Annotated in this window: 23 protein-coding genes; 1 reads left to right on the top strand and 22 read right to left on the bottom strand. The window is 59.6% G+C overall.

Going from position 1 to position 25,992, the window contains the following annotated elements; all coding sequences use genetic code 11:
• Window position 1: 1 nt before the first annotated feature.
• From ACQRC0_RS04735 to ileS, 20 genes are all read right to left on the bottom strand, one after another.
• On the bottom strand, window positions 2-364 hold the full coding sequence (locus tag ACQRC0_RS04735) for an Asp23/Gls24 family envelope stress response protein (RefSeq protein WP_427728165.1): 363 nt from the start codon (window positions 362-364) through the stop codon (window positions 2-4).
• Between the two features lie 24 nt (window positions 365-388).
• Window positions 389-952 (bottom strand): elongation factor P, encoded by a 564-nt coding sequence (efp, locus tag ACQRC0_RS04730; RefSeq protein ID WP_154515524.1) that lies wholly within the window; start codon window positions 950-952, stop codon window positions 389-391.
• Between the two features lie 159 nt (window positions 953-1,111).
• Window positions 1,112-2,242, bottom strand: a complete 1,131-nt coding sequence (locus tag ACQRC0_RS04725) for a M24 family metallopeptidase (RefSeq protein WP_427717316.1) — start codon at window positions 2,240-2,242, stop codon at window positions 1,112-1,114.
• A gap of 132 nt (window positions 2,243-2,374) precedes the next feature.
• The gene (locus tag ACQRC0_RS04720; RefSeq protein WP_427728164.1) at window positions 2,375-3,484 is read right to left on the bottom strand and encodes a hypothetical protein; all 1,110 of its coding nucleotides are present in this window, start codon (window positions 3,482-3,484) and stop codon (window positions 2,375-2,377) included.
• Window positions 3,481-4,014 carry a shikimate kinase gene (locus ACQRC0_RS04715; protein ID WP_154515515.1) on the bottom strand — a complete coding sequence of 178 codons (534 nt, stop codon included), beginning with the start codon at window positions 4,012-4,014 and terminating at the stop codon, window positions 3,481-3,483. The genes ACQRC0_RS04720 and ACQRC0_RS04715 overlap by 4 nt, the downstream gene beginning before the upstream one ends.
• A gap of 8 nt (window positions 4,015-4,022) precedes the next feature.
• Window positions 4,023-4,520, bottom strand: a complete 498-nt coding sequence (locus ACQRC0_RS04710) for a YqeG family HAD IIIA-type phosphatase (RefSeq protein ID WP_427728162.1) — start codon at window positions 4,518-4,520, stop codon at window positions 4,023-4,025.
• Between the two features lie 2 nt (window positions 4,521-4,522).
• Window positions 4,523-5,956 (bottom strand): endolytic transglycosylase MltG, encoded by a 1,434-nt coding sequence (gene mltG / locus ACQRC0_RS04705; protein ID WP_427728160.1) that lies wholly within the window; start codon window positions 5,954-5,956, stop codon window positions 4,523-4,525.
• Window positions 5,949-6,377 carry a Holliday junction resolvase RuvX gene (gene ruvX / locus ACQRC0_RS04700; RefSeq protein ID WP_035138185.1) on the bottom strand — a complete coding sequence of 143 codons (429 nt, stop codon included), beginning with the start codon at window positions 6,375-6,377 and terminating at the stop codon, window positions 5,949-5,951. Before ruvX ends, mltG begins: the two co-directional genes overlap by 8 nt.
• A 17-nt stretch (window positions 6,378-6,394) precedes the next feature.
• On the bottom strand, window positions 6,395-9,052 hold the full coding sequence (gene alaS, locus ACQRC0_RS04695) for an alanine--tRNA ligase (protein ID WP_427728159.1): 2,658 nt from the start codon (window positions 9,050-9,052) through the stop codon (window positions 6,395-6,397).
• A 148-nt stretch (window positions 9,053-9,200) separates the two neighbouring features.
• Complete coding sequence (locus ACQRC0_RS04690) at window positions 9,201-10,610, bottom strand: AI-2E family transporter (protein WP_427728156.1); 1,410 nt, start codon at window positions 10,608-10,610, stop codon at window positions 9,201-9,203.
• Window positions 10,607-11,398 carry an RNA polymerase sigma factor SigF gene (locus tag ACQRC0_RS04685; protein ID WP_427717298.1) on the bottom strand — a complete coding sequence of 264 codons (792 nt, stop codon included), beginning with the start codon at window positions 11,396-11,398 and terminating at the stop codon, window positions 10,607-10,609. The genes ACQRC0_RS04690 and ACQRC0_RS04685 overlap by 4 nt, the downstream gene beginning before the upstream one ends.
• Window position 11,399: 1 nt before the next feature.
• Entirely contained in the window at window positions 11,400-11,777 is a 378-nt protein-coding gene (locus ACQRC0_RS04680) for an ATP-binding protein (protein ID WP_154515503.1), read from the bottom strand.
• The gene (locus ACQRC0_RS04675; protein ID WP_427728155.1) at window positions 11,770-12,360 is read right to left on the bottom strand and encodes a hypothetical protein; all 591 of its coding nucleotides are present in this window, start codon (window positions 12,358-12,360) and stop codon (window positions 11,770-11,772) included. Before ACQRC0_RS04675 ends, ACQRC0_RS04680 begins: the two co-directional genes overlap by 8 nt.
• Window positions 12,361-12,460: 100 nt before the next feature.
• Window positions 12,461-13,810, bottom strand: a complete 1,350-nt coding sequence (locus ACQRC0_RS04670; RefSeq protein WP_427728153.1) for a replication-associated recombination protein A — start codon at window positions 13,808-13,810, stop codon at window positions 12,461-12,463.
• A 60-nt stretch (window positions 13,811-13,870) separates the two neighbouring features.
• Window positions 13,871-15,118: a deoxyguanosinetriphosphate triphosphohydrolase family protein gene (locus tag ACQRC0_RS04665; RefSeq protein WP_427728150.1), complete on the bottom strand. Its 1,248-nt coding sequence runs from the start codon at window positions 15,116-15,118 to the stop codon at window positions 13,871-13,873.
• A gap of 31 nt (window positions 15,119-15,149) precedes the next feature.
• Window positions 15,150-15,572: a prepilin peptidase gene (locus ACQRC0_RS04660; protein ID WP_427728148.1), complete on the bottom strand. Its 423-nt coding sequence runs from the start codon at window positions 15,570-15,572 to the stop codon at window positions 15,150-15,152.
• A gap of 79 nt (window positions 15,573-15,651) precedes the next feature.
• Complete coding sequence (locus tag ACQRC0_RS04655; RefSeq protein WP_154515488.1) at window positions 15,652-16,947, bottom strand: glycosyltransferase family 2 protein; 1,296 nt, start codon at window positions 16,945-16,947, stop codon at window positions 15,652-15,654.
• A gap of 82 nt (window positions 16,948-17,029) precedes the next feature.
• Window positions 17,030-18,043, bottom strand: a complete 1,014-nt coding sequence (locus ACQRC0_RS04650; RefSeq protein WP_427728145.1) for an RluA family pseudouridine synthase — start codon at window positions 18,041-18,043, stop codon at window positions 17,030-17,032.
• On the bottom strand, window positions 18,043-18,570 hold the full coding sequence (gene lspA, locus ACQRC0_RS04645) for a signal peptidase II (protein WP_427728143.1): 528 nt from the start codon (window positions 18,568-18,570) through the stop codon (window positions 18,043-18,045). The genes ACQRC0_RS04650 and lspA overlap by 1 nt, the downstream gene beginning before the upstream one ends.
• Window positions 18,571-19,027: 457 nt before the next feature.
• On the bottom strand, window positions 19,028-21,805 hold the full coding sequence (gene ileS, locus ACQRC0_RS04640; RefSeq protein ID WP_427728193.1) for an isoleucine--tRNA ligase: 2,778 nt from the start codon (window positions 21,803-21,805) through the stop codon (window positions 19,028-19,030).
• A gap of 510 nt (window positions 21,806-22,315) precedes the next feature.
• On the opposite strand from ileS, the gene ACQRC0_RS04635 reads away from it, so the two are divergent.
• Window positions 22,316-23,404: an iron-containing alcohol dehydrogenase family protein gene (locus tag ACQRC0_RS04635; protein WP_427728140.1), complete on the top strand. Its 1,089-nt coding sequence runs from the start codon at window positions 22,316-22,318 to the stop codon at window positions 23,402-23,404.
• A gap of 128 nt (window positions 23,405-23,532) precedes the next feature.
• On the opposite strand, the gene ACQRC0_RS04630 is transcribed toward ACQRC0_RS04635, so the two are convergent.
• Window positions 23,533-23,985, bottom strand: a complete 453-nt coding sequence (locus tag ACQRC0_RS04630; RefSeq protein WP_427728138.1) for a DUF523 domain-containing protein — start codon at window positions 23,983-23,985, stop codon at window positions 23,533-23,535.
• A gap of 75 nt (window positions 23,986-24,060) precedes the next feature.
• On the bottom strand, window positions 24,061-25,953 hold the full coding sequence (gene ftsH / locus ACQRC0_RS04625) for an ATP-dependent zinc metalloprotease FtsH (protein WP_195838531.1): 1,893 nt from the start codon (window positions 25,951-25,953) through the stop codon (window positions 24,061-24,063).
• Window positions 25,954-25,992: the final 39 nt, after the last annotated feature.

The raw sequence follows: 25,992 nt of genomic DNA, 5'->3' as shown, positions 1-25,992 counted from the left end.
GTTACTCCTTGGGGAAAACGAGGCCGTCGATGCAAACGTCAACGCGCTCGACCTCGACGCCTACCTGGGCATCGATAGCTGCGACCACGGCGGAGCGAACGGCCTCGGCGAGTTTCTTGAACGGATAGCCAAAGAACACCACGATGCGCACGGTGAGTGCGAGCTTGTCGCCGATGACCTCGGCCTCTACCGGCGGCTCGGAAGCCGGGGCCTTGGACGAAAGCATCATGGAGACAAGGTTGGTGGCAAGGTCCTTGACGCCCACGGAGGCGATGCCCTCGACATCCGTGACGGCGCGCGAGACGATAGCGGTCAGAACATCGGGCGAAATACCGATGCCGTCAATCTTGATTTCCTGGGGCATGAGTCCTCCTAGAAGAGTTGGTTGCTAGACGCGGGAGACGAACTTGCCGTCGCGGGTGTCAACCTTGATGACCTCGCCCTCGTTGAGGTACATCGGGACCTGGATGACAGCACCGGTGTCGATGGTGGCCGGCTTGGTGGAACCCTGAACGGTGTCGCCCTTAAAGCCCGGGTCGGTCTGGACGATGGTGGTCTCGATGAACATCGGCGGGGTCACGCCCATGAGCTCGTCGTCGGCGAAGAGCAACTGGCAGGTGTCGTTCTCGCGCAGCCACTTGGAGTTCTCGCCCACCATGTCCTCGGGAACGGGAACCTGCTCGTAGGACTCGTTGTCCATGAAGATGTAGTCGGCGCCGTCGTTGTAGAGGTACTGGAACTCACGGGTGGTGAGCATGACGCTCTCGAACTTGGTACCGGCGTTGCAGGTGTTCTCGACGACACGACCGCTCTTGATATCGCGGGTCTTGTAGCGCACAAAAGCACCGCCCTTGCCCGGCTTGACGTGCTGGAACTCGACGATGGTGTAGACCTTGTCCTTAATGCGGAGACCGAGGCCGTTCTTGAAGTCGGCGGTAGAAATGGTAGGCATAGCGACCTTTCTTGTTATGGGTAGAACGCACAAGCGTCCAAATTACATACGAGCGAAATTATACACTTGCAGGCGGCGCCTGCGGCGAGCGCATAAAAAGAGAACGCGGGGCGCCCGAATCATTTCGGACGCCCCGCTTCCAAAATCAAACTGAATGGCTTAGCAGTCGATGACGTGCAGGTCGTGCGGGGTCTTGGTGAAGGGCTCATAGCCGTTCTCGGTGACAACACCGTAATCCTCCAAGCGCACGCCGCCCACGCCGGGCAGGTAGACGCCGGGCTCCATGGTGACAACCGAGCCGACCTCGATGATGTTCTTGCTGCGGTTGAAGTTGGGCAGCTCGTGGATGTCGATACCGACACCATGGCCCAGGCCATGGTTGTAGTAATCGCCATAACCGGCATCGCCGATGATCTTCTTGGAAAGCTTGAAGATATCGTTACCCTCGACGCCCGGATGGATAGCGGCGACGCACTCCTCGTGGGTGCGGCGCACGAGCTCGTACAGGTCGAGCTGTTCCTGCGTGGGCTCGCCCATCACGACGGTACGCGTCATATCGGAGCGATAGTCGCAGTAGCCCGCGCCATAATCCATGAGGACGAAATCGCCCTTCTCGATGACACGGTCGCTCGGGACGGCATGCGGGTTGGCGGTGTTGGGACCGCTCGCGACGATGGAGCCAAAGGCCAAGCTGTCGGCACCGTTGGCGAACATAAAGTTCTCGAGCTCGTTGCGAACCTGCTTCTCGGTCATACCGGGCTTAATAAAGCCGAGCATGTGCTGGAAGGCGGCATCGGTGATCGACTGCGCGTGTCGCATGAGCTCGATCTCCTCGGCATCCTTGATGGCGCGCATCTTACGAATGTCGTCATGCATCAGCGGCAGCATGCAGGCGACGGAGCGATCCTCAAGACCACGCTGAATACCCTGGTAAAAGTTAATCTGCATGTCATCCTCGACGGCGCAGACACGACACTTGTTGGCCGCGATCTTGTCGGCAACCCAACCGGGGATGGTGCCCTCGTCCATGTCGTAGACCCAGGGGCTGCCGGCAGGCGTGTTCTCCTCAAAGCTGTTGAGATAGCGCGAGTCGGTATGGAACAGGCACTGATCGGCCGTAATAAATGCGGCGTGCGGAAACTCGAAGGTGTAATCGAAGACGCCCTTCACACCCGTGAGCCAACGGAGGTTGGCCTCATCGCGCACGACGATAGCATCGTAGCCGCGCTCGACCATCAGGGCACGGACACGCTCGATACGACCGGCAGGACCGGCAGCAAACTCAGACATTCAGATTCCTTTCTTATTGTCCTCAAAAAGAGCAGGACGGGCTTCAAACGAATAGCCGAACCACAAGCGATTCACAACCGATTGAAAACCCGTCCCTCAAAATGATACGAAAGACGATGGATGTCAATAAAGTTAAAAAAGTTCCTTGCGAGAAGCCAGATACGCCTGCGCATGGCGTTCGAGAATCTCGTCCTCGACATTTGTCAGGCGAATGGCGCCGAGCGCCGCGGGCAGCGGCAGCATGCTGCGGTTTGAGCGAGCAAACTGCTGCTTGCGGAACTCCTCGATAAACGCGGTGGGCTCCAAGTCGAAGGCAAGCTCTTCGATGCCAAAGTCCTCCAGGCAATCGTCGAGATCAAACACATTGTCGATATCGAAGTCGCAGGCATCATGTGCTAAGCGCGCCTCAAAGCGCATACCCTCGGAAAGGAGCTGATATGCGGGAACGTTAGCCGCGGCCTCGCCCAGGCAGGCGCGAAGGGTGCGCTCCCCTGTCTTACCAAAATCGAGTGCATGGCGAGCACTGGGGTTCGTGGCCATGAGCACATCTTTGCGCGCGGTCTGGGACCACTGCACAGCATTGACGAGCGCGACCTCCTCGCCGGAAAGAATCTCGGGAACAGTCTCGGTAAACTGATTCCAGCGGGACTTGCTGCTCGAAAGCATGGTGCCAACAAGCACCACATAGCCGAGCTTGAGATCCTCGGGGTCCGCCTCGCGAACAAGGTCGAGGTCACACACGACCAAGCCCGATTCGGGACGAAACGCGATAGCGGGAAGCGCATTCGACGAAGAGGCGACGAGCGGCTTCATGGTCGTCGCGACCGTGAGCATGGCGTCGAACGTTGTCGGCAGCAAGGCGCACTCGGTGCGACCGCACCACTGATTAGCACACCAGCTAACAACCGAGCAGGTTGCGGCATCACCAACGGCGACAACCAGATCGTCGCAGGTAATGCCGTTGCCAGATAGGGCGCCAAAGATGGCATCGGCATCGGCCAGCGTGGCACCAGCAGGCGAAATCTCGAGTGGGAGCTGCGACACGACAAAACCGGCATCAACCAGCGCATGCTCGACGACCTCGCCAAAACGCTCTGACGTGGCGTCGTTCCAAACCACCAACGCGCGCTTAGGCTTGCCCACAGCCGAGGCAAACATGCGCGACAGCTCCTCGAACGCGCCCAATCCGACGCGGACATCGACACTGCGGTTTTGGAAATTGATCAGTTGACGGCGAATCATAGCAGCCCACGCTCCAAAAGCATCTCGGCACAAAGGTAGGAAACGTCCTCGAAGGACTTGTTGCGAATATCAAGAGTAATATCGGCGGCCTGGCGATATAGCGGACGGCGATGCTCAAACAGGCGCGCGGCATGCTCGGGCGAACGGAAATCGGGACGCGTGTCGGACCGACGAATCTGGCGAATCGAATCCTCAAAGTCGCCTTCGAGATACACACAGATACCCATCTGGTGCATAAGCTCAATATTCACCGGAGTCTCGACGATACCTCCGCCGCAGGAAACCAGCAGGCTGCGCTCGCTTTGGAGCGAACGGAGCGCCGAGGTCTCGAGCTCACGAAAACGCTCCTCGCCCTCGGTCTCAAAAATCTCGGTCACCGATTTACCGCAACGACGCACGACAAGGCGGTCGGTATCGATAAAGCGACGTTTGAACATAGTGCCCACGTTGCGCGCAAGCGTCGATTTGCCCGCGCCCAAAAAGCCGATAAAGAAGATATGGTCGCAGCCGTGTTTGGTGTGCTGGGACATAGCGAGACCTATTCCTCGCAGGGAAGGTCGCGCAGGGCCCGGCGCTCAAAGATACGGAAGATCTGCGTATACCACAGGTCCTGAGTGGCCTGCGGCTTTACCAGGATGGTATCGACGCCGGCGAAATTGCCGCTCCACACGTCCGTGTAGAGCTGATCACCGATCAGCACCGCCTCGTCGGCCGTGGCGCCGAGGCGCTTAAGACCCGCCTTGAGGGCAAACGGAGCCGGCTTCATGGCGTGGCTAATGGCCTCGAGTCCCAACTCGCGTGCCGAGCTCATGACCTGGTCGCGATGCCAGTTGTTAGACACCATGCACAGCTTAAAGCCTTTGGCGCGGGCGGCGTCGAGCCAAGCGGAAACCGCGGAGGGAACCTGCTCGGTGTCGCGCGGCACCAGGGTGTTATCGCGATCGAGCAGAATGGCGCGTTTGCCGTCGGCCCACAGGGTATCAAGGTCGATGCGGTCGACGGATGCAACATATCGTTTGGGGCTGAAAATCCTCATGTTTAATTCCAAGACTGTTGGTGCTCTTCGTAGGTTTGCGAGAAGTACTCCTCGTCCTGCGTAATGTAGAAATACAGGTCATCGGAGTCGGTCGGCTCAAGCGTGGCCTTGAGTGCCTCGAGCGACGGGGAGCAGATGGGCGTGGGTGGCAGACCCTCGTGCTTATAGGTGTTGTACGGACTATCGCTCTGCAGGTCGTCGGCGGAAACCTCGCCACCGGTGACATACATCATAGTCGCATCGCTGTTGAGATAACGCAGACCATCGAGCTTGCCGGCAAGGCGGTTGTAGAAGACCGAGGCGACATGTGCGCGCTGCTCGGCGTTGAGACCCTCGCGCTCAACGATGGAAGCGAGATTGATGATGTCGTAATCGGACATCTCCACGCCGTAACGCTCTTTGATCTTGGCCTCGCAACCGGCAAAATCGAGAGACTTGTACTCGGTGTTGAACTGATCGAGCATGGCACGGATAACGTCATCGGCGCTCGGGTCCTTGCCCAGCGAATAGGTCTTGGGGAACAGAAAACCCTCGAGCGAATCGTTGGCGGCGCCCTTAAGGAAGCTATAGTCGTCCACGTAGTTGGAGGCCTTGGCCTGGTTGAGGAAGTCTTCCTTAGAGATGCTGTCGTAGGCCTGGGCCACACGGTCGGCGACTTGATCGACCGTTAGACCCTCGGGAATAGTAAGCGCATTGGAGCCCGCATTGGGGCCTTCCATGAGCTGCTGAACAACCTTGGTCGCATCCATGAATGTGGTGAACGAATAGGTACCAGGCTTGAGCGACATATCGGCATTGAGCTTTTTGACCGCCGCATAGTAATCCTTGGGATTTTCGACGATATGGTTCTCGGAGAGGATCGAGGCGATGGTGTCGCCCGAAGCACCGTCGGGAATGGTCACCGTAACCTGCTGACCAGCCGTAACCTTCGTATCCTCACCGGCAAAGAAGCCCTTGACGGCCGGCACGACAAAGAAAGCGATCGCAGCAAGCGCGAGCACCGCCACCACAACGCCGATGATCATGGGAGCCGGAGAACTCTTCTTTTGAGCACCGCGTCGAGCACGCGTGTCGTAGCTCGAGCGGGTCGCCGGAGCAACGCCATGCAAACCGCGAGCATGATGCGAATGCGATTGGGTAGCCTGCGTTCGCCGGACAGGTGCCTGCTGCTTAAAGCGGGTACCGCCTGCAGGCTGGGCCGTACGAGCAGTGGGCTGCTGAGCCGCGCGAGAAGCCGGATGCTGAACCGAACGAGCAGAAGGCTGCTGACCCGTCCGTTGAGCAGGTTGGGCCGAACGAGCGAAGGACTGCACCGGGCGCGCGCCAGGCTGAGCTGCGCGCTGCGTCGGCCGTGCCGGACGCTGGCCAGGCTGGGCAGGGCGCGACTCGGGCTGACGTGTACGATTCGGCTGGCGCGGATCGGAAGCGCTAGGCATGCGAAACCTCCTCGTTTTTACGATCGAGCCACGTCTGCAAAAACAGGCTGGCGGCAATCATGTCAATCTTGCCCCTCATCTGCTTTTCGTTGAGGCCCTGCTCGCGCAGGATACGCTTTGCCTCTTGTGAGGACAGACGCTCGTCCTCAAACTCCAACGGAAGATCGAGCTCGTCGGCGATCTTTTGTGCCACGGCGGCAACGCGCTCGGCTTGAGGGCCAGGCTCACCGGCCATGGTCAAGGGACGTCCGCTTACCAGGATGTCGGGCTCATAGTCCTCGACCAGGTAACGGAACGTCTTGGCCATACCGGTGACCTCGGCGGCCGGGAGTACCTTGACGGGCATCGCCATCTTGCCATCACGGCTCGAGACGGCAATGCCAATCCTGGTCTCCCCTATGTCCAGTGCGAGCGCGACCACAACGACTACTTCGGTTCTTAGGCGCCGAGCGCGGTCTTAGCGGCCGCGAGGGCATCGGCGATACCGGCGGCGTTCTTGCCACCGGCCTGGGCCATGTTGGGACGGCCGCCACCGCGACCGTCGACCAGGCCCGCGATCTGCTTGATCACGTTGCCGGCGTGGAAACCGGCCTTGACGGCGTCATCGGAGCCGGCGGCAAGCAGGGCCGGGGTGCCCTTCTCGGTCACGCTGGCGACGACGCAGGCGACAGGGCCGGAAACCTTCTGGTGCACGGTATCCCAGACGTTGCGCAGGTCAGCAGCCTCAAGGCCCTGGAGCTCGGCGACAACAAGCTTGTAGCCATCGAGCTCGACAGCGCCCTCGATAGCATTGGAGATAGCGTCGGAGGAGCCACCGGTCAGAGCCTTCTTGAGCTTATTGGACGTCTCGCGCAGCTCGGCCTGCAGGTTCTCAACGCGGGCGGGAACCTCGTCGACGCGGCACTTGAGCGCAGCGGCAGCGGCGTCAACGAGTGCCAGGCGGTCGGCCATGTAATCGAGAGCGCCCTTGGAGGTCACGGCCTCGATACGGCGGACGTTGGAGCCCGTGGAGGACTCGGAAATGATCTTGAACAGGCCGATCTCGGCAGTGTTGGCGGCATGGGTGCCACCGCAAAGCTCACGGGAGAACGGCTGGTCCTCGGCGCCCACGGAAACGACGCGGACAACGTCGCCGTACTTCTCGCCAAAGAGGGCGACAGCACCGGCGGCCTTAGCCTCATCGATGCCCATGACGCGGGTAACGACCGGCTTGGAAGCGAAGATCTGCTGGTTGACCAGGTCCTCGACAGCCTTGAGCTGCTCGGAGGACAGGGCCTCAAAGTGCGTGAAGTCAAAGCGCAGGTGCTCGGGCGTCACCAGCGAACCGGCCTGGGAAACATGCTCGCCCAGGACCTGCTTAAGCGCGGCGTCGAGCAGGTGCGTGGCGGTGTGGTTGCGGCGCAGGAAGCCACGGCGCTCGGCGTCGAGCGCGGCGGTCACGGTGGCGCCGACGGTCAGCGTGCCCTCGGCAACGTGGGCGACGTGGGCATACAGGCCGTTGTGGTTCTTGGTATCGGAAACCGTCAGCGCAACGCCCTCGGCAGAAAGCTCACCGGCGTCGCCCTGCTGGCCGCCCATCTCGGCATAGAACGGGGTGCGGTCGAGCACGACCTCGATATCTTCGCCCGCAGCGGCGGACTCAACGGACTCTCCGTTGCGCACGATGGCGACAACCTTGGCACCCTCGATGACGTCGTTGTCATAGCCGTCGAACTCGGTCGCGGCAACTTTGTCGGAAAGCTCGACCCACACGTCGTTGAAGCTGCCCCAGGCGTCGCCCTTGGCATTGGCGCGGGCGCGGGCCTTCTGGTCCTCCATGCAGGCGGTAAAGCCGTCCATGTCGACGTCGTGGCCAGCGGTACCGGCGATCTCGACGGTCAGGTCGATGGGGAAACCAAAGGTGTCATGCAGCTTAAAGGCAACATCGCCCGGAAGGACAGCGCCGTCGGCGAGCGCGGCCAGGGCCTCGTCCAGGTAAACGCGGCCGTTGTCGAGCGTCGTGGAGAAGCGCTCCTCCTCGGAGGCAACGATGCCCTTGACGAGCGCGACGTTCTTGAGCAGCTCGGGATAGGCCTCGCCCATCTGAGCGTTGACCTCGTCGATGAACTTGGTCAGGAAGGCGCCCTCGATACCCAGCAGGCGACCGTGGAACACGGCGCGGCGGAGCAGGCGGCGAAGGACGTACTCGCGGCCCTCGTTACCGGGGAGGATGCCGTCAGAGATCATAAAGTCGACGGCACGGGAGTGGTCGGCGATGATACGCAGCGAGCGGCTGGCACCGGAGTAATCGTCGGCGTCATAGGTCTTGCCGCTGATCTCCTCGCCCAGCTTGATGAGGTGCTGCATCAGATCGCCGTCGTAGTTGGCGGTCTTGTGTTGCATGATAGCGGCCATGCGCTCCAGGCCCATGCCCGTATCGAGGTTGCGGTGCGGCAGCTCCGGCATGGAGCCGTCCTCCTGGCGGTCGTACTGGGTAAAGACGAGGTTCCAGAACTCCAGGAAGCGGTCGCAGTCGCAGCCGGGCTTGCAGTCGGGGCTGCCGCAGCCGACCTCCTCGCCCATGTCAAAGTAGATCTCGGAGCACGGACCGCAGGGGCCGGTGGGGCCGGCGGCCCAGAAGTTGTCGTCCTCGCCCAGACGCGAGATGTGATCCTCGGCAACGCCCAGAGAGCGCCACACGTCATGGGTCTCGTCGTCCTCGGTAAAGACGGTGAAGTACAGGCGGTCGAGCGGCAGCTTGAACTCCTTGGTGATGAGCTCAAAGGCCCAAGCGCAGGCCTGCTGCTTGGAGACGCCGCCAAAGGAGAAGTCGCCGAGCATCTCAAAGAAGGACAGGTGACGGCCATCCTCGCCGATGCAGTCGATGTCGTTGGTGCGGACGCACTTCTGGCAGGAGATCGCGCCGATCTCCTTCATGGTCTTCTTGCCCTGGTAATACTCCTTAAACTGGTTCATGCCGGCGTTGGCAAGCAGCAGCGAAGGATCGTCGGGGACGAGGGACGAAGAAGGATAGAGCTTAAGACCGCGCTCCTCAAAGAAGTTGAGGAACTTAGAGCGAATCTCAGCCGTAGTCATTGACGGGTAGTCAGCACTCATAGAGGGAATCTCCTCGGTTTCATATCGAAACAGTTCAAACGTAACGATATTACCATCCCACCGCGCAAGTGCAAAAAAGAGGGCCGCCAAACAGCGACCCTCCAGCGAATTTGCACGTTATTGCCTATGAACTTGAACTTGAAATGACTTACTGCTCATCATCGTCCATGGAACCGTCGATGCCGGTATTGGTGTCGTCGTCCGAGTTGGAATCGTCGTCTTTGGCGAAGGGATTCTTGAAAAAGCCCGTAGCATCGGGCTGAAGGCCCGAGAGCTTGATCCAGGGGTTATCGAGCTCGGGCCTGGGCATGGCCTGGGCCTCGGGCGCAGTCTCGTTACCGATGAGCTCGGACTCATAGATGAACGTATCGTCTCCAAGCGCGTCATAGGCGGCGACCGGGTTACCCTCGGCATCGCGATAGGGCGTGCCCTTAAACACGGCGCCGTCGTATGCCACGAGCTGGCGGCCGGTCTCGTTCTCAAAGTAGTAGACGAAAATGCCCTTGAGGGCCGCGCACAGCGGAATGGCGATAACCATGCCGATGGCGCCCATAAGCGCCGAACCGATAACGAGGGCCGTCAGGCTCATGATGGGATGCACCTGCACCGAGCTCTGCATGACCTTAGGCGAAATGACGTTGTCGGTGACATTTTGTGCCACCATGGTCACGACCAAGGTCCACAAAGCCAGCATCGGGCTGAACATAAAGCCGAGCACCGTGGCGATCGCCGCGCTCACCCAGGGGCCAACAACCGGAACCAAGTGCATAATGCCCGTAAAGATGGCCATGAGCGCCGCGTAGGGATGGCCAATGAGCGTAAAGCCGATAAAGGCGAGGATGCCACCGCAGATGGACGTCACGACCATGCCACGCATATAACCGCCGACCGAGCGCGAAAGAATCGCGACCATAAAGCGGTACGAGGTCTCCTTTTCCTGACCAATGATGGTGCAGACCTCGTGGTGCATACGGGGATAGTCGCAGGCCAACCAATAGGCAAGCACCAGACCGAGGAAGATGACGAACAGCTGCGAGGCCGTATTGGTAATGAACGGGAATACACCGCGACCAAGCTCGGCGGCAATCTGAGATACATACTTGGACGCCACGGTAACCAGCGAAGAAAGATTATCGTCCAGATACTCTTTGAGCGGCGTGTTGTTGAGCGTCTTGGCATGCGAGACCATCTCGTTGAGATCACCGCCCGCAACACGAAGCTGCTCAGGCAGGCGGCTCAAGACTTCCATGATCTGGCCAAAGAGAATCGGCGACAAGATGCAAACGACACCGACGAGCACAGCAACGACCACGATCAGCGCGATAAGCGAACCAATGCCACGGTTGACGCCGTGATGCTCGAGCCAGTTAGTAATCGGCGACATCACAAAAGCGATGATGGAACCGACAGCTAGAAACTCGATAACCGGCGCCAAGATACCCATAAGGTTAAAGATGACGGCGGCGATGACAATGCAGCCGACGACGGCCCAAATGCGAAGCGTCAGTATACGGGTATCGCGCAGCGCGCGATCGGTTTGTTGGGGGTGTTCACTCATGAACGAACCATCACTCCGTCGGGGTCGATCTTGTCCTGAACCTTCTTAAGGGTACGGCGCAGCAGGCGCGAGACCTGCACCTGCGAGATGCCCAGCTTCTTGGCGATCTCGATCTGGGTCATGCCCTTTACGAAACGCAGCTCGATAACCTCGCGCTCGCGCGGCGAGAAATCGCGGATGGCCTCCTCAATCACCAGGCGGTCATCGGTGAAGTCGAGCTCGTTGTCGTCGTCGGCGTAGCGGTCGAGAATTGAAGGCGCGTCGTCAGAATCGGACGCACCGGGGGCCTCGATGGGCACCGAGGTATAGGCCGAGGACGATTCCATGGCCTCCAGCACCTCGTCAACGGTCACGTCTAGGTACTCAGCGATTTCCTCCACCTTAGGCGAGCGCTGCAGCTCGTTAGTGAGCTTGTCGGTGGCCTGGTTAACCTTGGCAGAGAGCTCCTGTAGGCGACGCGGAACGCGCACACTCCAACCCTTGTCGCGGAAGTGACGCTTGATCTCACCCAGGATGGTGGGCGTGGCAAACGTGGTGAACTCAAGTCCGCGCTCGGGGTCAAAGCGGTCGATAGCCTTGAGCAAACCCAGATAGCCGACCTGCATGAGGTCGTCGAGCGGCTCGCCGCGATTCTTAAATTTATTGGCAAGAAACCTTACCAGGTTCATATGGGACATGACGAGCTGCTCGCGGGCGTCCGGATCACCGGTCTCTTTGTAGCGACGAAACAGCTCGCGGGTTTTCTCCTTGTCCCAAGCGGTCTTACCGCTCCGGGAACGTTCGGTCATATTAGATATCCGCCTTGAGATCGAGGGAAAGCGTCAGGGGCGCCGCAGTCTTTTCGTAGGAATCGCACACGCTTGCCAGAATGAGCTCGGCATATACGGCGGCCTGGTCATCCTCATCGACAGTCGCCTGGTCGCCAAAGGTGAAGGTCATGCCCACGTGAGACTCGTCGACATCGAATTTGATCGAGATAACGTCAGAATCAACGGCCGTGCAGCCAAAGATGAAGGCCTCCTCGGCAGCCATACGAATGTCCTCGATGCGATCGACGGACATGGAACACAGCGCGCCGACATTAGCCGCCGTCATGCGTACCAGGCGTGCCAGACGCGGATCCCCGGCAACAGTCAGCGTGATAGAGCAAGTTGCTTCACTACTCATCGCAGGACTCCTCGGAGGTCTCGGCGGGCGTGTAGGTGTAATACCGGGCCGCTTTAGCAGCAGGCTTCTGTGCATCATCGTCACCAGCAGCGGCATCGTCCCCGGCTTCGCCAATCAGGACACGCTCGGTCGGCTGCTCGGCTTCGGCGGCAGCGGAAAGATTATGCTCGGCGCCGACCGCGGGAGCCTTCACCTTGTTAAAGAGTTTCTGAACGGCACCGGCCGCAGAGTCGGTCACACTCGACACGGCATTGCTGGCCTCGGCCATGCTGCCCGTAACCTCGGAAATGTCACGAACCACGGCTTCGACCTCTACGAGATTGGAGGTAAGGGCGTCGACGGCGGTCTTGCTCGACTTGAGGAGCGGCTCAACCTGCGCCAGCGCGGGGGTGAGCTCATCGACGGCGCCATCGAGCTTTGCTACCACGGGCTGAGCCTCGGCGATGGTGTTGTTAAGGTCGCTCACCGTCTTGTCGAGCGAATCAACGACAGTGCGGGTCTTTCGCAGCGTGAGCGCGAGCTCGATGACAGCCCACACGCCGGCAACGGCGAGCAGCAGCAGGGCGATTTGGATGGGACTCATACAAGCCTCCCGAAGGAATCGAAATACAGACGCTGTTCATGGTACCCCAAAGGGGACCGAACATGCCAAGAGCAGCAACGTGAGACAAAATTACCAGCAGCTACTTCGGTGCATTCCCGCTACGGTCGCGCTCGCTTTGCTCTACACGCCACTCTTCCCAGCCGCGGCCGGCAGGCTGCCAAAACGCACCGCGCTCCAGCCCCTCGGGCAAATAGCGTTGATCGACCCAGCCTTCGGGATAATCATGCGGATACTTATACACACCGTATTCGTCACTGCCCGGGCGATGACGATCGCGTAGATAGCTCGGCACCTCGCGCAGCCCACTTGAATGAATATCGGCCAACGCCGCATCAATCGAGGCCTCACACGCGTTGGATTTTGGCGCCAAGCACACATAGAGTGCAGCCTGAGCCAGATTAATGCGGCACTCGGGATAACCGATGACCTCGGCAGACTTAAACGCGGCATGCGCCACCAATAGCGCCTGCGGGTCGGCGTTGCCAACATCCTCGGAAGCCTGAATCATAATACGGCGAGCGATAAACTTAGGATCCTCCCCCGCATCGATCATGCGCGCGAGCCAATAGATTGTGGCATCGGGGTCGCTGCCGCGCATAGACTTAATAAACGCGCTGATGATGTCGTAGTGCATGTCGCCGTTTTTGTCATACGAAAAACCACGGCGCGGATTGGCAATCTTTACGTCATCCACGGTAATGGGATAACGCTCCCCCGCCGCCGGCGCTGGCGTCCCTTCCGTATCGGGACGCGTGACGGCAATCTCGCTCGCAAGCTCGAGCGTCGTGAGTGCCGAGCGGGCGTCACCCGCAGCCAGCGTGCAGATGGTCTTAACCGTATCCTCATCGGCCGAGAACTCGCCGTTCAAACCCTGCGGCGCCTCGAGCGCACGCTCGATAAGCGTGGCGATATCCTCGTCCTTTAAATGTTCAAGTTCCACCACGCGACCGCGCGAGAGCAACGCCGAGTTGACCTCGAAGTACGGATTCTCCGTCGTGGCGCCAATCATAATGACGGTACGGTTCTCAACCGCATGCAGCAGGGCATCCTGCTGCGACTTGGAGAAGCGGTGAATCTCGTCGATGAAAAGAATGGTGCGACGGTCGTACGTATTCAGGCGCGTCTTGGCCTCGTCAATCACGCGGCGCAGGTCCTTCACAGTGCCCGTCACGGCGCTGACCTCGACAAACTCGCTCTTGGTATGGTTGGCGATAATGTGGGCCAGCGTCGTCTTGCCCGTACCGGCCGGCCCATACAGAATCACACTCGACAGCACGTCATGCTCAATCGCGGCACGCAACCACGAGCCCTTACCGACGGCCTTTTGCTGGCCCACGTACTCGTCGAGCGAATTGGGCCGCATGCGCACCGCAAGCGGCGCATTCTGAAAGGAACGCTCACGCGTCGAAGCGGAAAAAAGGTCGTCCATAGCCATCCCGTGCATCAATCAAAAACGTTTTCCATGAACAGTATACCGAATATATACGAACTACCGTTCGTTAATATAGGTACGGTGCGGAAACATCAATCCCGGGAACAGCTTGCTCGTGAGCTCGCAGAAATAGCCGTCCGTCATGCTCGCAATGTAATCCACGACCGTCTGGTCCTTATCGTCCTGCCATGCATAGGTGCGATCGTAGTAGGAAAGCTGCTGCTCAATGCGAGAAATGTGGTGCTTAAAGATATACGAGGACTCGTCGCCTTCGTTTATGTCCCGCAGGCAACGGTCATAGAGCTTTTCGAAGGCCTCGCGCAGCTCCGCTTCGGAGTCGCCTTCTATGCCGCCCTTGCTATAGATCTTCTCGTAGTTCTCGCGCTTGGCCCGGCGGATTTCCTCAAACAGGTCCTCGCTCATCTCGATGCGCGGCTTGCCATAGCTATGCTCGACGATATCGATAGAGGCATGCGTAAGGATCCAGCTGTTATATGCACCGCCCAGGTCATCATCAAAGGCGTCGGGTGACAGCAGGCCCGCCGCAATGGCGTCTTGCCGATCGCGCCCAACGTAGGCAAGGATATCCGAGATGCGAACCACGCAGCCCTCGAGCGTCATGGGGCGCAGGTGCTCAATTGCGCTATAACCCGTGGCAATGCATTCCTCGACGGTTCGGTCGAACTGGTCAAAGGAACCCATGTCCGAAAGCTCAAAAACACGCTGTTCGTACTCGCCGTTGTGGCACAGTACGCCATCGAGCGTCTGGAGCGACACGTTGCGGCCGTACAGCGCGTCGAGCACGCGGACCGACTGCACATTATGGAAAAAATAACGCCCCGTGCGCTCATGATAGATGTCGTTGAGGAAACGCTCGCCGGCATGGCCAAAGGGCGTGTGGCCCAAGTCGTGGCCTAAGCCAATCGCCTCGATCAGATCGCAGTTGAGGCCCAGAGCACGCCCGATATCGCGAGCGATGCGCGAGACGAGCTGCACGTGCAGGCCGCGGCGCGACAGATCGTCGTTGCTGCGAAAACTGAAGACCTGCGTTTTGCCTGCATAACGTGTGTATGCTGGCAGATGCAGAATCTTTTCGATATCGCGCATAAAGGCCGGACGCATAAGCGTGCCCTCGTCTGCGGCCCGATCGACACGGCGGATGGCCTGGTCGTCACCGCATCGATAGGGATTAACGACACCCGAGGCGCGGTCGGCGGCAATGCGCTCGACCAGCTCGGGCGACAACGCCGCGGGAATGCGATCCAGGCGCGCCTTGATGGCGGCTGTCTGTTGATTGATTGCCATGGCATGCTCCTTAAAAAGGGCGCGCAAACGGTTACAGCGTACTACCCACGAACTCGATTATGGCAAATATTGGCACCAAAAACGGCAGCAAAGGCAGCGAGCGCGATTTTACGATGAGACAGGCGGCGGCAAGGGTCAGGAGCGCAACCGCAAACGCGACGACGCCGCCCAGGGGATCGAAGGTGCAAAGGGCAAAGAGCGCCTTGGCATCCCCCATGCCAACGCCGGGGGCATGGCGAAGGCGACGCCAGAGTGACTCAGTAAGCACAAGGGCAAGGTAGACGATGACCGCAAGACCGGCGTGGTCAAGCGCCATGTTAACGCCCTTGTCGAGCCAGACGCCTGCAAACGCCGCCACCGCACACGCGCCGGCAAGCTCATTGGGAAACCGCCGCTCGCGGACATCAATCGCCGCGCCGGCAAAGATGCAAATCCAAAACGGAATATAGAACATCGAAACCCCCTCAACTGAGCGCTCAAACGTAAAAACCACCGCAAAGGTTCTATCCCCTTTGTGGTGGTTTTGATGGTGGTTATTTGGCGCCCTGCATGACCTCGTCGAGGGTAACGCTTACGGCGTGCTGCGTCGGCACCCAGTCGACCTTCAAGAACAACGCTGCCACCGTAATGGGGATATAGCTGAACATAAAGATCGGGAAGGTAAACAGGTTGGTTACCAGACGCCACTTTTGCGCGCAGTGAATATGCTTGTATTCAAAGATAGTCGTGAGCAGCGCCAGGATAAAGAAAGTCTGATACATCATAGCGAAGGTCATAATGAGCGAAGCGGCACACGCCTGCATCTCGACTTCGGTAGCCAAGAAACCGTGCGAAAGGCCGCCCACGATGAGGAACGTCGCATTAGCGAGCATCGAGATCAGAGAGAGCAGCATGCCCGGTGCGATCGTCATAAACATGTCGTAGGCGGCAAAGCGATGATAGCGGAAGGTCGATTTGACCAGGTGCTTACCGTACGTAAAGAACACCTGGTAGAAGCCCTTGGTCCAACGCATACGCTGTTTCCAGGATGCCTTAAACGTCACGGGCTGTTCGTCAAAGAACTCCGCCGGCGCATAGCCAATGCGAATGCCGTGAATGGCACAGAACGTGGTGAACTGAATATCCTCGGTCAGCGTGTGGAACTGCCAGCCGTGCATACCCTCGATAACGCTGGCGGAGATGAGGTAGCCCGAACCCGAAACGGCGCAAGACGTCTTACAGATGTTGCGCGCATTGTTGAGAAAGCGCGCCTCGCGCAGATACCACGTGGCATTAGCTGCCGAGATCCACGAGCTGCCAAAGTTCTTGGAATTGCGATAGCTCGTAACAACATGGAAGCCCTGGTCAAAAGCATCGTTCATCTTGGACACGTAATCGCGGGCGATAACGTTATCGGCATCGAAGATAAAGTAGCCTTCAAACGTATCGGGATACTCGTTAAGGATGCGGTCGAAGCCATAGTCCATGACCCAGCTCTTGCCTTTACGGGCCAAGTCATTGCGCTCATAGACGACGGCGCCCGCCTCGCGCGCGAGCTGCGCCGTGTTGTCGGTGCAGGCATCGGCGACCACGAAGACCTCGATAAGCTCGGACGGATAATCTTGGTCCTTAATGGAGCGCACGAGGTTGGCGATCACGGCCTCCTCGTTATGCGCCGCGATAAAGAAGGCATAACGATGGAGCTTCTTGGCCTTGGGAGGCGCGACCTCACCACGAAGAGCGCCGATGACAAAGAAGACCACCTGGTACAGAAAACAGACCGTAAGCAGCGTGACGACAATCTGGTTGAAGATCACGATGGGTGTGTTGGTTTGTAAAAAGGCGAGCATGCAGGCTCCCAGGAACGCGTGACGTAAACAACCGTATATCTTACCGCAGGCTTACGGAGTTCAAGAAACCACCTAATACTGGCTAGGCCTCGAGCAGACCGAGCTGAGGGACGATTTCGTTGCCAGCGGCAGTGCGACCGAGCGAACGCGGGGCCAGATCATCCAGAACCGCCGCAAGATCCCATGACAGCTCGTCACGGCACTCGATGTGCTCCCCCGTCACGGGATGATCGAACGCCACACGCCAGGAATGCAGGAACTGCCTGGTCAAACCCTGATCGGCACGAGCATCGCACTTGCCATAGAGTGGATCGCCCACGCAGGCGTGGTTGATATGGCGCATGTGAACGCGAATCTGATGCGTGCGGCCGGTAAACAGGTGACACTCGACAAGCGTGTAGCCGTCGTCGAAACGCGTGGAATCAAAGCGCTCAAGGACCTTAAAGGTCGTGATGGCCTGGCGCGCAAAGGGGTCATCGGAAACCGCCATCTTCACGCGGTCGCGCGTCGATCGGGCAATACCGGTGTTGATAGTGCCCTCGTCCATGGCGATGTGCCCATGAACGAGCGTAATGTAGCGACGGTCGAGCGTGCGCGTGCGGATGAGATTTTGAAGCGCACGCTGGGTGTCGTCGTCTTTAGCCGCGAGCATAAGGCCCGAGGTATCGCGATCCAGACGATGCACGATGCCGGGGCGGTCCTCGCCCTGCACGGTACCCAGATGGTCGATGCCGCAGTGATAGACCAAGGCATTCGCAAGGGTACCGCTCTCATGACCATGCGCAGGATGGCACACCAGGCCGCGCTGCTTGGAGAGCACCATGAGATAGTCGTCCTCATAGCGAATGTCGAGCGGGATGGCCTCGGGGATCACGTCGGTCGGGTCATGCGGCTCGGGCAGGTCGACCGAGATGCGGTCACCGGAGCGTACGGCATACTTTTTAGATAGGCAGGTCTCGCCGTTGACGGCAACGGCGCCTCCCTCGATCAGATGCGCGCAGGCAGAGCGCGTGGGACAGCCATCGTTGGCGCCCAGATAGGCGTCGAGACGTTGACCGGCGCAATCGTCGGCAACGAGAATATGGATGTCGGCCATTAGCGCTCATTCCTTTCGCGAATCTTGCGGGCACGCTCCCCACGCTGCTTAGCTTTACGTTTGGCGCGGGCCTCGTCACGGGCATTGAGCTCGGCGGTCGCATCGACCTCGCGAGCGGCGGGACTCAAGAACATGTATCCGATGAGCGCCAGCACGACACCGGCGGTAATGCCGATATCGGCCACGTTAAAGACGGGGAAATCAATGAAGGTAGTGGCAATAAAATCAGTCACAAAGCCCATGGCCAGGCGATCGATCGCGTTGCCGATGGCGCCGCCCGCAACCATGGCCATACCCACGACCTCTAGTCGAGCGAGCTGAGGAGCACGGAGCAAGTACACGGCAATGGCGGCAATGGCCGCAAGCGCCAGCACGGCAAACGCTATGCCATGGCCCTCGCCCATGCTAAAGGCAGCTCCGATATTGCGGACAAACACAAAATCGATCACGCCGGGGATAACAGTCATATGCAGGGTATCGCCCACGGCACGAACCGCAAGCTTGGTCAGCTGGTCAACAAGCAACACAAAGAGGGCCACCCCACCAGCAACACCTAACCGCCAACGCAAAGGCGGCGTCATATCCGCACCACGACCCAAAGAAATCCCCTACCCTCAAAACAATCGAATTCCATTTAACGCGAATAACCATCTTATATTGCCATACGCAGAACGCACGACATATCCACCAATGCGACAAAGGGGCTGTCCCCTTGTCCCTTCACCGGGTAGTCTTTTTGGGACGGGGCTTTTTTAGCTACCCAGTCCAGCGCTTTCGAAGATTAAGTCCTTATTTGAGGTAGGGCAGCTAAAAAAGCCCCGTCCCAAAAAGACTACCGACAGCGAAAACCCGCCAGAGCGAGCAAGGTGCCTTGAAGCAAGGCGGCATAGACCTTCTGGTCATGCCGCCGAAGCTGAAAGGCAGATTGCCGCTCTGGCGGGTTTGCAGCGTCAACCTGTTACGCGGTTTGGTAAAACCTCGTAACTACAAGGCATTCGCGCAGCGCTTGCAGATATGCGCGTGACCGTTGTACTCGCCGACGGTGGTGCGATAGTTCCAGCAACGGTCGCAGCACTCGCCCTCGGCGGCCTCAATAGCGACGGAAAGCTCCTCGCCCTGGGTTAGCTCAACATCGGAGACGATGTAGAACTCGGCCAGATCGACGGCCTTGTCGCCGGTCAGCAGCGCATACATCTCGGCGGGAACGACCGCCTTGACGCGGACCTGCTGGCTCTTGGTGAAGGTGCCGGCGGAGCGGGCATCCTCAAGGGCCTTGGTCACAGCGCTACGGAGCTCGAGCGAGGCCTCGAGCACGCCCTCGAACTCATTGGCCTCGTCGACCGTGATGGGCGACTTGTACCAATCGAGCAGCGCGGCGTACTTCTGGTGATCGACGCAGCCGGCGGGCGCATAGGCCATGGCCTCGTCGACCGTGTAGGACAGGATCGGCTGCAGGTCGCGCATGAGCATCGAGAAGAGCTCAGCGAGCACGGTCTGGGCGCTGCGGCGCTCGAGCGAGCCGGGCTTGTCGCAGTACAGACGGTCCTTCAGGGCGTCGAGGTACACGTTGGAAAGCTCGGTAACCACAAAGTCGTAGAGCGCACGGTAGGCGCGCGGGAACTCGTAGCTGGCGTAGGCGTCGTCGACCTCGGCCTGGACCTGGGTCAGACGGGCAACCATGAGCTTGTCGAGCGGCAGCAGGTCGGCAAAGGCGACGCCGTCGGTCTCGGGCTCAAACTGACCCTCGAGCTCGGAGAGCAGGAAGCGCAGCGTGTTGCGGAAACGACGGTAGGCATCGGACGTACGAGCAAGGATCTCGTGGTCGATGGAGACGTCGGAGCTGGTATCGACCGAGGCGACCCACAGGCGGATGATATCGGCACCCATCTCGTCGCAGACCTTGTTGGGGTCGATGACGTTGCCGAGCGACTTGGACATCTTGCGGCCCTGGCCATCGAGCGTGAAGCCCTGCGAGACGACCGCCTTGTACGGAGCGTGGCCGTTGGCACCCACCGAGGTGAGCAACGAGCTCTGGAACCAGCCGCGGTGCTGGTCGGAGCCCTCGAGGTACACATCCGCCGGGTACTCAAGCTCGGGGCGATACTCGCAGACGGCCTTCCAGGACACGCCGGAGTCCCACCACACGTCGAGGATGTCCTTATCGGCCTTGAGGTGATGGCCGCCGCACTTGGGGCAGACGCAGGCCTCGCCCAGGTAGCTCTCGGGAGCGTCGGTGAACCAGGCGTCGGAGCCCTTCTCGTGGAAGAGCTTGATGACGGCGTCGAGCGTGGCGTCGTTCATGACCTTCTCGCCGCAGTCGGCGCAGGTGTAGCTGGGGATAGGCACGCCCCAGTTGCGCTGACGGCTGATGCACCAGTCGGGACGCTGCTCGACCATGGCACCGATGCGGTTGGCCGCGTGAGCCGGATACCACTTGACGTTCTCGCGGATCTCTTTGCCAGCCTGCTCGCGCAAACCGGTCTTGTCCATCGAGACAAACCACTGGTCGGTAGCACGGAAGAGCACCGGGTGCTTGCAGCGCCAGCAATGCGGATAGCTGTGCGTGATCTTCTTCTCGAGGACCAGGGTGCCGCGCTCGCGCAGGAACTCGATGATGTGCGGATTGGCCTCGTCGGTATCCATACCGCTGAAGGGGCCACCGGTACCAAACTCCTCGCCGGTGTAGAACTTACCGTCGTCATCGACCGGCATGCAGATATCGGTGATGCCCTCCTTGAGGCAGGCGAAGTAGTCGTCGACGCCGTGGCCGGGCGAGTTGTGGACGATACCGGTACCGTCATCGACGCCGACGTAATCGGCCAGCAGCGCCACGCCCTCGACACCGTCAAAGATCGGCTGCTTGTAGTGGATGTGGTGGAAGGTCTCAGCGGGAACCACATAGGGCTTACCGTCGACCATGACCGGGGTGTACTCCCAGCCAAACTCCTCACAGCACTTGGGAGCCAGGTCCTCGAGCATAACCTCGGCACGGCCATCGTGCTCAACGGCAACATAGGCGGCGCCGGGCTTAAGGGAAACGGCCTGGTCGGAGGGGATGGTCCACGGCGTGGTCGTCCAGATAATGAAGTCAACCGGGCCGTCGAAGCTCTCGAGACCGGCAGGCTTAGTGGTCATCTCAAAGCGCACGAAGATGGACGGGCTCGTCTCGTCGGAGTACTCGATCTCGGCCTCGGCCAGCGCGGTGTGGCAGTGCTTGCACCAGTGGACGGGCTTATGACCGCGATAGATCATGCCCTTGTCGAACATGGCCTTGAAGACCTCGATGTCGGCGGCGTCATGCTGGTGATAGAGCGTTAGATACGGGTTGTCCCAGTCGCCAAGCACGCCCAGGCGACGGAAGCCGGCCTTCTGCAGCTCGATGTTCTCGACAGCGAACTTATTGCAAAGCTCGCGGATCTTAGCCGTGGAGGTCTGGTTGAACTTCTCGGTGCCGAGCTTCTCCTCGACCTTGTGCTCAATCGGCTGACCGTGGCAGTCCCAACCGGGGACATAGGGAACCTCATAGCCCTGCATCATCCAGTAACGGTTGATCATGTCCTTAGAGATCTTGTTCATGGCGTGGCCGATGTGGATCGGGCCGTTGGCATACGGAGGGCCGTCGTGCAGCACGAACTTCTTGTGACCCTTGTTCTTCTTTAGAACTTGCTCGTAGACCTTGTTGTCCTGCCAGTCCTTGAGTCGCTTGGGCTCGGACTTGGAAAGACCGGCACGCATGGGAAAACCGGTCTTGGGCAGATTCATCGTCTGCTTGTACTCGTTTGCCACGGTACCCCTTTCTTGTCATGGGCGCGCACGCCCTCTGGGCACCAAAAAAGCGCCCGTCCCTGCAAGCTGGGACGAAGCGCCACAAGACAGGCAGTCTGCCCGTAAAAGCTCTTCGCTTAACCACCCAGCTTAGATGCCCTCGCCCGCGTCGCCGCGCGCTCGCATCCGTTACTCGGCTGGCCTGTATCGACGACCATCTCGGCGATATCTACTAAGACGTGCCTGCGCGGCACGTCCGTTGGGACCGCAGCTCCGGGGTGATTTTCATCGGTCGCATGCACGGGTTCTCAGCGCTCCCCGCTCTCTGTAGCATGCGGACGGCCGACTACTCGTCCCCATCAACGCTTATGCGGAGTATGCTAGCACGTTCCGCGCCGACGAAAAACCCTCAACACTGGTTTTATACGTTCGAAATTTCTCGCGGCTGTGGACCTTCTCTAGGAGCAAAATACCTGAAAGCACTTTATCGAACGAAAGAAGGTTGCTATGCGCACGATCGGAATGAGCGACTATACCGTCGGCGAGGACTGCTTCGACGAGTTGCCCGGCGCGCTGGCCGAATACGGAGCGACCAAGGTCGCAATCATCGGTGGCAAGCGAGCACTGGCTGCAGCACTTCCCGGTATCGAAGCCGCGCTGGCAGGCACCGGCGTCGAGGTTCTGGAGACGCGCGTCTACGGCACCAACAGCACACGCGCCAATATCGCCAAGGTCGTAAACTCCCCCGCCTGCCAGGAAGCCGACGTGCTTATCGCCTGCGGCGGCGGCAAGGCACTCGACACCGTGAAGACCGCAGCTATCGAGCTCAAGAAGATCGTCTTTACGGTGCCGACGATCTGCTCCAACTGCTCCGCCGCGACCGCCATTGCCGTTGTCTACAACGACGACGGCTCGCTCGAGGGCTATTCGTACCCCAACCGACCGGCGCACATCTTCATCAACCCCAAGATCATCGCCGAGGCACCGGCAGAGTACTTCTGGGCCGGCGTAGGCGATGCCCTGTCCAAGCAGCCCGAGGTCGAGTACGCCACAAGCGCCGGAAATTTGGAGCACACCGCCGGTCTTGGCCTGGCACTCGCCCACACCTGCTCCGAGCCGCTGTTTACCTATGGCGTCCAGGGTCTTGAGGACGTGCGCCAGGACCTGTCGAGCGAGGCCGTCAAGCAGATCGCGCTCGACATCGTGGTCAACACGGGATATGTCTCGAACCTGACCAACCAGAACGATTACTACTACAACTCGAGCGTCGCACACGCGTTCTACAACGCCACTTGCAGCATTCCGCGTGAGGGCACCTACCTGCACGGCGAGGTCGTAAGCCTGGGCGTGCTGGTGCTGTTCGCCTACACGGGCGACACCGAGAACCTTGAGCGCTATGCCGCCTTTAACAAGCAGATGGGCCTGCCCGTGACGCTTGAGCAGGTCGGGCTTTCCGAGGCCGATATCCCTGCCCTGTGCAAGTACGCGCACGCCACCAACGAGTGGAAGCAGGGTAACCCCGAGCCCTTCACCGACGAGAAGTTCGCCGCCGCCATCAAGGCAGCCAACGCCTACGGCCACACCCTCCTCGCCTAACCTACCAAAAAGGGACAGGTTTATTTTGTCAGGTTTTATCTGGGCAAACGCCATCTCTAATTGGTGAAATAGTTTATCTCGACAGCAAATGGGGTAGCCATTCAAATGATGGCTACCCCATTCTTTTGCTATTCCAACATGCTCGGGTCAAATTCACTTGCGGGAATCACACGGTACCCGTGACGCAGCAGCAGGTCGACGAAGACACCGTTGCCCGCAGTGAGCGTGCCGCTAAAGGTGCCATCGTAGATGCGACCTGCACCGCACGAGGGACTACGGTCCTGTAAGATGCACGCGGCGATCTCTTCCGGCCCACCCGCCTGCTCGCACATGTCGAGTGCACGCTCAGCACCCAGGCGAAACTCACGATCGACCGAGGCGCCCTCGCGGGTACGGACCTCGCCGTTCACAATCTCGGACGGCTTGCGCGGTGTGGGCAAGCCACCAAAAACCTCGGGGCATACCAACAGGACCTCGGTTCCCGTGCGCTCACAAGCCTCGACCAGCTCGCGATGGTAATTATCGAGCCCGTTATACTTGCAGCTCTCGCCCATCAAGCAGGCACTTACCACGATCTTCATATACAACCCTTCCCAAGCAAAACGCCCCATTTGAGGTGGACACTCAAATGGGGCGAAAGCACTGCGCAACTAGTATTACTGCTGCTTTGGCATCAGCGGATTCTCACGCGTGAGGAGATTCATAAACTCCTCGCCCGTGATCGTCTCCTTCTTGTACAGATAACGAGCCAGCTCGTGGAGCTTAAACTTGTTCTCCTTCAGGATCTGCAGGGCGCGGTCGTGCGCATCCTCGATCAGCTTGGCGACAATCGCGTCCACGCGCTCGGCCGTACCGGGGGCGCAGGTGAGCGACGTATCCTGGTTAAGGTACGCGTTCTGCACGGTACCGAGCGCCATCATGCCAAACTCATCGGACATACCAAAGCGCGTCACCATGTTACGGGCGAGCTTGGTGGCCTGCTCGATATCGTTGGCGGCGCCGGTCGTCATCTCGCCAAAGATGAGCTCCTCGGCTGCACGGCCACCGCAATAGACGGCGAGCTTGTCCAGGATCTCCTGGCGCGTGGTCAGGAAGCGCTCGTCCTCCTCGACCTGCATGGTGTAGCCCAGAGCACCGCTCGTGCGCGGCACGATGGTGATCTTCGTGACCGGCGCAGAGCCCTTCTGGCGAGCGGCAACGATGGCATGACCGATCTCGTGATAAGAAACGACCTGCTTCTCGTGGTCGGACAGCACCGTGGACTTGCGCTGCTGACCGGCGATGACGACCTCCACCGACTCCTCAAAATCGTCCTGCGTGGCGCGCTTGCGACCCTCGCGGACGGCTCGCAGGGCACCCTCGTTGATAATGTTGGCCAGGTCGGCGCCCGAGGCACCGGGCGTGGCGCGGGCAATCGCGGTCAGGTCGATCGGCGGCTGCGTCTTCACGCTCTTGGCGTGCAGCTCAAGAATGTTCTTACGGCCGGTCAGGTCGGGCAGCTCAACGGGGATGCGGCGATCAAAACGACCGGGGCGCAACAGAGCCGGGTCAAGGCTGTCGGGACGGTTGGTGGCAGCGAGGACGACGATACCCTTGTGGTTATCGAAGCCGTCCATCTCGGTCAGCAGCTGGTTGAGCGTCTGCTCGCGCTCGTCGTTGCCACTAAAGCCGCCGCCGTCGCGCTTCTTGCCGATGGTATCGATCTCATCGATAAAGACGATGCACGGGGCCTTTTCCTTGGCCTGCTTAAACAGATCGCGAACCTTGGCGGCGCCGCGGCCGACGAACATCTCAACAAACTCAGAGCCCGAAATACTAAAGAACGGCACACCTGCCTCGCCGGCCACAGCCTTGGCAAGCAGGGTTTTACCGGTACCCGGAGGGCCGACAAGGAGGGCACCGCGCGGCAGCTTGGCGCCAATCTCCTCGTAGCGCTGCGGCTTCTCCAGAAAGTCGACGACCTCCTTGAGGGACTCCTTGGCCTCTTCCTGGCCAGCAACATCCTTAAAGGTCACGCCCACGTCCTTGGAGGCAATCACGCGCGCGCCGGACTTACCCAGTCCACCGCCGCCAAAACCGCCGCCGCCAAAGTTCATCGACGGACCGTCATCACCCATGGCCTTCTTCATGCGGCGGTTGAGCCACCAGCCGATCAGGAAGAAAATCGCCATGGGAAGAATGAGGGTGAGCAGGTAGTAAGTCATCAGACCCGAGTTCTTATCGGGAACGACCGACTCAAGCGAGGCGCCAGATTCAAGCACGCGATCGGTAAAGCCCGCATCATTCGGCACACCGGTCGTCTTGTAGGCGATGTTCTCGTCCTCGCCCTTCTTGGTGTAATAAATCGAGTAATCGTCCGTGTTGTACTCGACCTTATCGACGCTCTTCTTGTCGAGCGCTTTGACAAACGTCGAGTAATCGGTCTTCGTAATCTGCTGCGTGTGACCGATGTTGGGGAACAGAACGGTCGAGAGCACGAGGTAGACGACGAAGGCGATGAGCACGTAGAGGATCATATTCCGTCTACGTTTGTTGTCATCCATCTCCATCTGCTTGAACTCCATCTACTGGGGTTGATAATGCTAACT

Source organism: Collinsella sp. SGI.033, from assembly GCF_050315135.1.
GTDB lineage: Bacteria > Actinomycetota > Coriobacteriia > Coriobacteriales > Coriobacteriaceae > Collinsella.
Note: the sequence above shows the minus strand (reverse complement) of the source record. Positions and strands in the feature narration are given on the sequence as shown.

Excerpts from the sequence above, each read along its gene's own strand:
- ACQRC0_RS04735 (WP_427728165.1), bottom strand. The coding sequence starts at position 364 with ATGCCCCAGGAAATCAAGATTGACGGCATCGGTATTTCGCCCGATGTT.
- efp (WP_154515524.1), bottom strand. The coding sequence starts at position 952 with ATGCCTACCATTTCTACCGCCGACTTCAAGAACGGCCTCGGTCTCCGC.
- ACQRC0_RS04725 (WP_427717316.1), bottom strand. The coding sequence starts at position 2,242 with ATGTCTGAGTTTGCTGCCGGTCCTGCCGGTCGTATCGAGCGTGTCCGT.
- ACQRC0_RS04720 (WP_427728164.1), bottom strand. The coding sequence starts at position 3,484 with ATGATTCGCCGTCAACTGATCAATTTCCAAAACCGCAGTGTCGATGTC.
- ACQRC0_RS04715 (WP_154515515.1), bottom strand. The coding sequence starts at position 4,014 with ATGTCCCAGCACACCAAACACGGCTGCGACCATATCTTCTTTATCGGC.
- ACQRC0_RS04710 (WP_427728162.1), bottom strand. The coding sequence starts at position 4,520 with ATGAGGATTTTCAGCCCCAAACGATATGTTGCATCCGTCGACCGCATC.
- mltG (WP_427728160.1), bottom strand. The coding sequence starts at position 5,956 with ATGCCTAGCGCTTCCGATCCGCGCCAGCCGAATCGTACACGTCAGCCC.
- alaS (WP_427728159.1), bottom strand. The coding sequence starts at position 9,052 with ATGAGTGCTGACTACCCGTCAATGACTACGGCTGAGATTCGCTCTAAG.
- ACQRC0_RS04690 (WP_427728156.1), bottom strand. The coding sequence starts at position 10,610 with ATGAGTGAACACCCCCAACAAACCGATCGCGCGCTGCGCGATACCCGT.
- ACQRC0_RS04685 (WP_427717298.1), bottom strand. The coding sequence starts at position 11,398 with ATGACCGAACGTTCCCGGAGCGGTAAGACCGCTTGGGACAAGGAGAAA.
- ACQRC0_RS04680 (WP_154515503.1), bottom strand. The coding sequence starts at position 11,777 with ATGAGTAGTGAAGCAACTTGCTCTATCACGCTGACTGTTGCCGGGGAT.
- ACQRC0_RS04675 (WP_427728155.1), bottom strand. The coding sequence starts at position 12,360 with ATGAGTCCCATCCAAATCGCCCTGCTGCTGCTCGCCGTTGCCGGCGTG.
- ACQRC0_RS04670 (WP_427728153.1), bottom strand. The coding sequence starts at position 13,810 with ATGGACGACCTTTTTTCCGCTTCGACGCGTGAGCGTTCCTTTCAGAAT.
- ACQRC0_RS04665 (WP_427728150.1), bottom strand. The coding sequence starts at position 15,118 with ATGGCAATCAATCAACAGACAGCCGCCATCAAGGCGCGCCTGGATCGC.
- ACQRC0_RS04660 (WP_427728148.1), bottom strand. The coding sequence starts at position 15,572 with ATGTTCTATATTCCGTTTTGGATTTGCATCTTTGCCGGCGCGGCGATT.
- ACQRC0_RS04655 (WP_154515488.1), bottom strand. The coding sequence starts at position 16,947 with ATGCTCGCCTTTTTACAAACCAACACACCCATCGTGATCTTCAACCAG.
- ACQRC0_RS04650 (WP_427728145.1), bottom strand. The coding sequence starts at position 18,043 with ATGGCCGACATCCATATTCTCGTTGCCGACGATTGCGCCGGTCAACGT.
- ileS (WP_427728193.1), bottom strand. The coding sequence starts at position 21,805 with ATGAATCTGCCCAAGACCGGTTTTCCCATGCGTGCCGGTCTTTCCAAG.
- ACQRC0_RS04635 (WP_427728140.1), top strand. The coding sequence starts at position 22,316 with ATGCGCACGATCGGAATGAGCGACTATACCGTCGGCGAGGACTGCTTC.
- ACQRC0_RS04630 (WP_427728138.1), bottom strand. The coding sequence starts at position 23,985 with ATGAAGATCGTGGTAAGTGCCTGCTTGATGGGCGAGAGCTGCAAGTAT.
- ftsH (WP_195838531.1), bottom strand. The coding sequence starts at position 25,953 with ATGGAGATGGATGACAACAAACGTAGACGGAATATGATCCTCTACGTG.